Origin of the sequence: Methylobacterium sp. WL103 (assembly GCF_008039885.1) — a bacterium.
GTDB lineage: Bacteria > Pseudomonadota > Alphaproteobacteria > Rhizobiales > Beijerinckiaceae > Methylobacterium > Methylobacterium cerastii.
Genome location: NZ_VRUX01000174.1, coordinates 1 through 7,646 on the forward strand (window position 1 = coordinate 1; position 7,646 = coordinate 7,646).

Consider the following 7,646-nt stretch of genomic DNA (forward strand, 5'->3'; position numbering starts at 1 on the left):
GCGCGAGGCCGTGCCGCACGAAGCCCACGCCGCCCTCGACCTTCCCTCCGACCGGCCGGACCCCGTCGACCTGATCGTGGGGGCGCACGAAGGCCGCCAGCCGAGGCTCGTCCCGTTGCGGGTGGCGCGCATGGCGAGCTCGCCCTTCGCGTTCCTGCGCGGCGCCGCCCACGTCATGGCCTGGGACCTCGCGCACGGCCCGCGCAGCGACATCAACGTGGTGATGAACGGCGACGCGCACATCTCGAACTTCGGCCTGTTCGGGACGCCGCAGGGCGACGTCGTGCTCGACCTCAACGACTTCGACGAGGTGACGATCGGCCCGTGGGAGTGGGACCTGAAACGGCTCGTCGCCAGCATCGAGGTCGCCGCCCGCGAGGATGCGGTTCCGGCCGAGGCGCGGCGGCAGGCGGTGATGGCGGCGGTCGGCGGCTACCAGCACACGATGCTGGACCTCGCGCCCCAGGGCTCGCTGGACGTCTGGCAGCAGGCGACCCGCGCCGACCGGCTCGACGTCTCGGGCGTCCGGATCGACGAGGCGTCGCAGGCGGTGGTGCGCAAGGCGGTGGAGAAGGCGCGCAAGAAGAACAACCAGAGCCTGCTCGCCCGCGTCGGCGAGCGCCGCGTCGACGGCGGCTGGCGCTTTCGCGAGGAAGCCCCGATCCTCACCGGGGTCGACGACGAGACCCGCGAGGCGGTGATCACGGGGCTGGAGCACTACGCCGAGACGCTGCCGCGCGAGCGCCGGTTCATGCTGAGCCGCTACCACGTCGTCGACGTCGCCCACCGGGTCGTCGGGGTCGGCAGCGTCGGGACCCGCGCCTACGTGGCGCTGCTCTGCGGCAACTCCGACCAGGACGTGCTCTTCCTGCAGGTGAAGGAGGCCGTGCGCCCGGCCCACGCCCCCTACCTGCCCGGCATGCCCGAGCCCTATGCCAGCCACGAGGGCGAGCGGGTGATCTACGGCCAGCGCCTGCTCCAGGGCGTCGGAGACCCGCTGCTCGGCTGGACCACGATCGAAGACCGCCCGTTCTACGTGCGGCAGATGAAGAACATGAAGGGCGAGATCCCGGTCTCGTGCATGACCGGGCAGCCGCTGCTGTACTTCTCCTGGGCCTACGGCGCCCTGCTCGCCCGCGCGCATGCCCGCACCGGCGACGCCGCCGCCATCGCCGGCTATTGCGGCAAGGACCGGCATGCGGACCTGCGCGAGGCCCTGGCCGACTGGGCCCACGCCTACGGCGACCGGAACGCTTCCGACTACGAGGCCTTCCTCGCCGCCATCGCGTCGGGCCGGCTCGAGGCGGCGGACGATCCCTGCCTCTGACTTGACGCGGCCAGCGCGGGGCCGGCCCCGGCGCTACCGCTTCATCAACCCGCCGAGCACGTTGCGCAGGATGGCGTTGCCGACCTGGGTGCCGACGCTGCGGGCCATCGAGCGCGCGGCGTTCGAAACGACCTGCTCGGCGAGGCTCTGCGGGGCCTTTCGGCCGGCCTTGGCGGCGGGCTTGCCGAAGACGCTGCCCACGATGCCGCCGAGCAGGCCGCCGAGGCCCCCCTCCGAGGCCTGCGCCGCCTCGGCCGGGGCGGCGTCGAGGTTCTTGCGCTTGGCGAGCATCTCGTAGGCGCTCTCGCTGTCGATCGCCTCGTCGTACTTGCCGCGCAGCGGGCTTTTGGCGATCAGGTCGGCGCGCTCGGCCGGCGTCAGCGGCCCGACGCGACCCTGCGGCGGGGCGATCAGGGCGCGCTCGACCACCGAGGGCGTGCCCTTCGGCTCCAGGAAGCTGACCAGGGCCTCGCCGACGCCGAGCTGGGTGATCGCCTCCGCCACGTCGAAGCCGGGGTTCTGCCGGAACGTCTCGGCGGCCGCCTTCACGGCCCTCTGGTCGCGGGGGGTGAAGGCGCGCAACGCGTGCTGCACCCGGTTGCCGAGCTGGCCCAGCACCGTCTCAGGCACGTCGAGAGGGTTCTGCGTCACGAAGTAGACGCCGACGCCCTTCGAGCGGATCAGCCGCACCACCTGCTCGACCGCGTCCAGCAGCGCCTTCGGCGCATCGTTGAACAGCAGGTGCGCCTCGTCGAAGAAGAACACCAGCTTCGGCTTCTCCAGGTCGCCGACCTCGGGCAGCTGCTCGAACAGCTCGGAGAGCATCCACAGCAGGAACGAGGCGTAGAGCCGGGGCCGCTGCATCAGCTTGTCGGCGGCCAGGATGTTGACGAACCCACGCCCGTCGCGGTCGGTCCGCATGAAGTCTTCGAGGTTCAGGGCCGGCTCGCCGAAGAAGCGGTCGGCGTTCTGGTTCTCGAGCATCAGGAGCTGGCGCTGGATCGCGCCGACCGAGGCTGCCGAGACGTTGCCGTAGGTCCCCGAGATCGTCTTGAGGTTCTCCGAGCAGAAGGCCAGCAGCGCGCGCAGGTCCTTCAGGTCGATCACCGGCCACTGGTTCTCGTCGGCGACGCGGAAGGCGATGTTGAGTACGCCCTCCTGCGTGTCGTTGAGTTCGAGGAGGCGTGCCAGCAGCAGCGGCCCCATCTCGGTCACGGTGCAGCGGATCGGGTGGCCCTGCTCGCCGAACAGGTCCCAGAACACCGTTGGAAAGCGGTCGGGCTCGTAGGCGATGCCGAGTTCCTCGGCGCGCTTGACGAAGACGGGCTTGGATTCGCCGGCCGCGGCCAGCCCCGACAGGTCGCCCTTCACGTCGGCCGCGAAGACCGGGACGCCGGCGTTCGAGAAGCCTTCGGCCATCACCTGCAGGGTGACGGTCTTGCCGGTGCCGGTCGCGCCGGCCACCAGACCGTGCCGGTTGGCGAGCTTGAGCGTCAGCACCTCCGGCTTCGGCGGCCCCGCTTTCTGGGGACTCTTTCCAACCAGGATGCTGCCGTCGCCCGCCATCCGCCCAATCCCCTTCGCGCCGATCGTCACGGTTATGGGCGCCGGAGGCCGGCTTTGCCAGATGCGCGGGCGTTCGGCTTGATTTCCGCGCGTCCAGGCCCGAATGACGAGGAAACACCCTCGGGAGCTGCCGACCATGGAAGAACTCATCGCCCGCGTGACCAACCGCACGGGCCTCGATGCCGCGACGGCGCAGACCGCGATCGGGCACATCCTGGCCTTCCTCCAGAAGGAAGGCCCCGCCACCGAGGTGAGCCAGCTGATGGCGTCGATGCCGGGCTCCGAGTCCCTGGTCGCCACCTCGAACGCCGAAGAGGGCGGCGGCGGCGGCCTGATGGGCATGCTCGGCGGCATGATGGGCGGCGGCGTGATGGCGCTCGGCCAGAAGCTGATGTCGGCCGGCGTGCCGATGGGCCAGATGCAGCCGCTCGGCCAGGAGCTGTTCGCCTACGGCCGCGAGAAGGCCGGCGAGGACGTGATGGGGCCGATCGTCGGCTCGGTCCCCGGCCTCAACCAGTTCGTCTGAGACCGGACGACCGGCGGCCTCGCGGGGCGTTTTCGGCGGCCTCGCGGGGCGTTTTCGGCGGCCTCGCGGGGCGTGCACGGGCGTCGGCGCGGGCCTGTCATAAAAGCGTGCGGGCTTCGTGGTTGTGTCCGGTTCCAGGGCCTGGAGCCGGTCGCCCCGCGGGGGCGCGTTCGGAAAGCCCCGGAAGGCGTCGACCATGGTCGCGAAGTTTACGCGCGGGGCCTCCGCGGCCTGGGACGCGATCCGGGCCAACGGGTGGGACAACGTCGAGTCGCCGATCGCGAAGCTGAAGCGCAAGTCGGCCGACGGGACGCTGCCCGGCTTCGGCGGCCGCAGCCTGATCCCGCCCGGCGCCACCCCGATCCGCTTCAAGGCCAAGGGGGCGGGTAACGCCTTGCCGGAGCTGGGCCCGAGCCTCGGCCGCATCGGCAACCTCGAAGTCTGCCTCGCGACCCGCAAGTCCGAGATCCGCCGGGCGCAGCGGCTGCGCTACCAAGTGTTCTACGAGGAGATGTCGGCGATTCCGACCGGCATGGCGATGCTGTCGCGGCGCGACGTCGACGCCTACGACGCGGTCTGCGACCACCTCCTGGTGATCGACCACGCCGCGACCGACGCCAAGCCGTTCCGGAAGGCGCGCCCGAAGGTGGTCGGCACCTATCGCCTGCTCCGCGGCGAGGCGGCCGAGCGCAACTTCGGCTTCTACTCGGCCTCCGAGTTCGACATCGCGCCGCTGCTCGCCGCGCATCCCGGCAAGCGCCTGCTCGAGCTCGGCCGCTCCTGCGTGCTGAAGCCCTATCGCACCAAGCGCACCGTCGAGCTGCTCTGGGCCGGCATCTACGCCTACGTCCTGCACCACCGCGTCGACGCGCTGATCGGCTGCGCAAGCCTCGACGGCACCGATCCGGCCCGCCTCGCGCTGCCCCTGAGCTTCCTGCACCACCACGCCCGCGCCCCCGAGGGCTGGTGCGCCCGCGCCTTGCCGGAGCGCTACGTGGCGATGGACCGGCTCGACCGCGAGGCGATCGAGCCGAAGGCGGCGCTTCAGGCGCTGCCGCCGCTGATCAAGGGGTACCTCCGCGTCGGGGCCACCTTCGGCGACGGGGCGGTGATCGACCGCCAGTTCGGCACCACCGACGTCTTCGTCGTGCTGCCGGTGACGGCGATCGGCACGCGCTACCTCGGCCACTTCGCGCCGACGGCGAACAAGCGGGCGGCGTGATCCACCCGGAGGCGATCCGCCGCCCGAACGCTCAGTTCGGGTGGAACACGACCTTCACGCAGCCGTCCTTCTTGTCTCGGAACGTCTTGTAGAGGTCCGGCCCGTCGGCGAGGTTGGTGGAGCGGTGGGTGATCATCGACGTCATGTCGATCTTCCCCGCCTGGATCAGCTTGGTCAGCGTTTCCAGGTAGCGCTTCACGTGCGTCTGCCCGCTCTTCATGGTCAGGCCCTTCTGGACGATCATGCCCATGTTGACCGGGATCGGGCCGCCGTAGACGCCGGGCACCGAGACGATGCCGCAGGGCCGCACCGCCTTGATCGCCTCCATCAGCGCGTAAGGCCGCTCGGTCGAGGTGAGCTTCTCCTGCAGGGTGTTGACGAGGCTGGCGACGCCGTGGCCGGCGCTGGCCTCCATGCCGACGCAGTCGATGACGCCGTCGGCGCCCTCGCCCTTGCTGATCTCCTTGATCCGCTCGAACACGTCCTCCTTGGCGTAGTCGATGATGTCGGTGGCGCCGTAGGTGCGGGCGAGCGCAAGGCGCTCCGGCACCGTGTCGATGGCGATGATGCGCTCGGCGCCCATGATCTTGGCCGACTGGATCGCGAACAGGCCGACCGGACCCGCACCCCAGACCGCGATGACCTCGCCGCCCTTGATCTCGCAATGCTCGGCGCCCTGCCAGCCGGTCGGCAGGATGTCGGTGAGGAACAAGAGCGACTCGTCGTCGACGCCCTCGGGCGCCAGCATCGGCGCCACGTCGGCCATCGGCACGCGGACGTACTCGGCCTGGCCCCCGGCATAGCCGCCGGTGAGGTGCGAGTACCCGAACAGGCCCGCGGTGGGGTAGCCGAACTGCGCCGCCGCCATGGCGCCGTTGCGGTTCGAGCGCTCGCAGACCGACCAGTTCCCGAGCCGGCACTGCCGGCACTCGCCGCAATTGATGTTGAACGGCACGACGACGCGGTCGCCCTTCTTGAACTTGGTGAAGCCCTGGCCGACCTCGACGACCTCGCCCATGAACTCGTGGCCGAGCACGTCGCCCGCCTCCATGGTCGGCATCTGGCCGTCCATCAGGTGGAGGTCCGAGCCGCAGATGGCGCAGGACGTCACCTTGAGGATGATGTCGCGGGCATCCTCGATCCGCGGATCGGGAACCGTGTCGCAGCGGATGTCGCCCTTGCCGTGCCAGCACAGCGCTTTCATGAAAATCCTTTCGTGACGGGGGAATCGCAGGACCCGCGTGGCGCGGGCTCGTACGGTTAAGCCCGAGCTCGTACGGCCAAGTTCCGGCCGAACGGTCGAATGGCCGCATGAGCCGGCACCAGGGAAGGTTCGTCCCAATTCGTGGTAGGGGCTTGGCGCTTCCGACAACCCAACGGGTCCAGAACCAGCATGATCGTCTACGGCACCGGCTATTCGCCCTACGTCCGCAAGATCCTCGTCGCGCTTGCCGAGAAGGGCGCATCCTACGAGCACGTGCCCTGCATGTTCCACGCGCCCGACGCGGCGTTCCAGGCGGCGAGCCCGCTCGGCAAGATCCCCGCGATCGACGACGACGGCTTCAAGCTCGCCGATTCCTCGGCGATCCTCTGGTACCTGGAGCGCAAGCACCCCGAGCCGGCGCTGATGCCCGCCGACGCGAAGGCGCTCGGCCGCGCGATCTGGTTCGACAAGTTCGGCGACACCGAGCTGTTCAGCCCGCTGATCGTGGCGTTCCGCGAGCGGGTGATGAAGCCGACCATGATGGGCAAGCCGTGCGACGAGGCCTTGGTCGTCAAGTCGCTCGACACGGACCTGCCGCCGCTGTTCGACCACCTCGAGGGCGAGATCGCGGGCGAATACCTCGCGGGCGACGCGTTCTCGATCGCCGACATCTCGATCGCCGCCGGCTTCTACAACTTCCACCTCGCGGAGGCGAAGGTCGACGCCGCGCGCTGGCCGAAGCTCGCGGCCTACGTCGACCGCATCCTGGCGCGCCCGTCCTTCGTCACGGCCATGGCCGCGCGCAAGGGCTGATCGGGGTCGTCGGATCGCCTGAAGCCGCGTTCGGCGGCTTCAGGGCGCGAAGAGCGCCCCGCGGAGCGGGCTTTTCAGGACCTTGGTCCTGAAAAGCGTCGAGCGCAGCGAAAGCCTGAGCCCGCGGAGGCGGGCGCCGGCGATTGAGGCTGCAAAAAAACAGGGCAAGCGCTTTCGAGCGATTGCCCGGCCGGAGCTTTAGCGGCGGCGTTTGATCGAGCCGACCGTCTGCACCTGGGCCTGCGCCTCGGCGCGATCCTCGTCGCTGGCTGCCGCCCAGTTCTTCTCGTAGAGCGCGACGATCCAGGCGTCCTTGCGGCCCTCGACGCCGTCGCGGGCGAGCGACAGCCACATCAGGCCGCGGACGCGCTGTACCGGCACGCCGCCCATGCCGGTCATCAGCATGTCGCCCAGGAGCGCCTGGGCCGGGTGGTGGCCCTTCTCGGCGGCGAGGTTGAACCAGCGCGCGGCCTGGCGCGCGTCGGCCTCGACGCCGGTGCCGTCGAGGTAGAGCCGGGCGAGGTTGTACTGCGCGTTCGGGTCGCCGAAGTACGACGCGGCGTAGTTGAACATGTCGTAGGCCCGCTCGGGGTTCGCGCGCACGTAGGTGCCCTTGATCCCGTCGAGGAAGTAGCTGCCGAGCGCGGTGAAGGCGCTCGCCGTCACCGCCGAGGTCTGCGCGTCGGGCCCGTCGTCGGTGCCGGAATCGGCGATCCGCGAGAAGAACTCGAACGCCTTGAGGTCGTCGTGCGGGACGCCGTCGCCCTCGGCGTACATCCGGCCGAGCTTCCACAGGGCCAGCGCGTGGCCCTGGTCGGCGGCGTATTCGAGCGCGCGGGCCGCGCCCTCCTTGTCGCCGGCGTTGTACTCGCGCACGCCCGCCCGCAGCGCGTCCTTGGCACTGCGGTAGTTCTTCTCGGGCACCGGCGTGCGGACGCTGGCGTCGAGCGCTTCCGTCGCGGGAGCGCCGACGAGCAGGCACGCGACC

The 7,646-nt window shown here is 70.3% G+C and carries 7 protein-coding genes; 4 read left to right on the plus strand and 3 right to left on the minus strand.

Annotation, left to right across the window (positions count from 1 at the left end):
* Positions 1 to 1,327 (plus strand): DUF2252 domain-containing protein (locus FV222_RS12460; RefSeq protein ID WP_147814468.1); only part of this gene is annotated, 1,327 nt, incomplete at its 5' end.
* Positions 1,328 to 1,360: 33 nt separating this feature from the next.
* Here the strand turns inward: FV222_RS12460 and FV222_RS12465 are convergent.
* Entirely contained in the window at positions 1,361 to 2,893 is a 1,533-nt protein-coding gene (locus tag FV222_RS12465) for a helicase HerA-like domain-containing protein (RefSeq protein WP_147762298.1), read from the minus strand.
* A gap of 103 nt (positions 2,894 to 2,996) precedes the next feature.
* Here FV222_RS12465 and FV222_RS12470 point away from each other — a divergent pair, with 103 nt between their 5' ends.
* Positions 2,997 to 3,419, plus strand: coding sequence for a DUF2780 domain-containing protein (locus tag FV222_RS12470; protein WP_348644091.1), 423 nt, complete (start codon positions 2,997 to 2,999; stop codon positions 3,417 to 3,419).
* A 196-nt stretch (positions 3,420 to 3,615) separates the two neighbouring features.
* Positions 3,616 to 4,641: a GNAT family N-acetyltransferase gene (locus FV222_RS12475; RefSeq protein WP_147762299.1), complete on the plus strand. Its 1,026-nt coding sequence runs from the start codon at positions 3,616 to 3,618 to the stop codon at positions 4,639 to 4,641.
* Between the two features lie 31 nt (positions 4,642 to 4,672).
* Here FV222_RS12475 and FV222_RS12480 read toward each other — a convergent pair whose 3' ends face one another.
* Positions 4,673 to 5,845, minus strand: a complete 1,173-nt coding sequence (locus FV222_RS12480) for a zinc-dependent alcohol dehydrogenase (protein WP_147762300.1) — start codon at positions 5,843 to 5,845, stop codon at positions 4,673 to 4,675.
* Between the two features lie 189 nt (positions 5,846 to 6,034).
* On the opposite strand from FV222_RS12480, the gene FV222_RS12485 reads away from it, so the two are divergent.
* Positions 6,035 to 6,658 (plus strand): glutathione S-transferase family protein, encoded by a 624-nt coding sequence (locus tag FV222_RS12485; RefSeq protein ID WP_147751878.1) that lies wholly within the window; start codon positions 6,035 to 6,037, stop codon positions 6,656 to 6,658.
* A gap of 198 nt (positions 6,659 to 6,856) precedes the next feature.
* Here FV222_RS12485 and FV222_RS12490 read toward each other — a convergent pair whose 3' ends face one another.
* The gene (locus tag FV222_RS12490) at positions 6,857 to 7,636 is read right to left on the minus strand and encodes a tetratricopeptide repeat protein (RefSeq protein ID WP_147814471.1); all 780 of its coding nucleotides are present in this window, start codon (positions 7,634 to 7,636) and stop codon (positions 6,857 to 6,859) included.
* Positions 7,637 to 7,646 lie beyond the last annotated feature (10 nt).

Coding starts and splice junctions, on each gene's coding strand:
- FV222_RS12465 (WP_147762298.1), bottom strand. CDS start 2,893: ATGGCGGGCGACGGCAGCATCCTGGTTGGAAAGAGTCCCCAGAAAGCG.
- FV222_RS12470 (WP_348644091.1), top strand. CDS start 2,997: ATGACGAGGAAACACCCTCGGGAGCTGCCGACCATGGAAGAACTCATC.
- FV222_RS12475 (WP_147762299.1), top strand. CDS start 3,616: ATGGTCGCGAAGTTTACGCGCGGGGCCTCCGCGGCCTGGGACGCGATC.
- FV222_RS12480 (WP_147762300.1), bottom strand. CDS start 5,845: ATGAAAGCGCTGTGCTGGCACGGCAAGGGCGACATCCGCTGCGACACG.
- FV222_RS12485 (WP_147751878.1), top strand. CDS start 6,035: ATGATCGTCTACGGCACCGGCTATTCGCCCTACGTCCGCAAGATCCTC.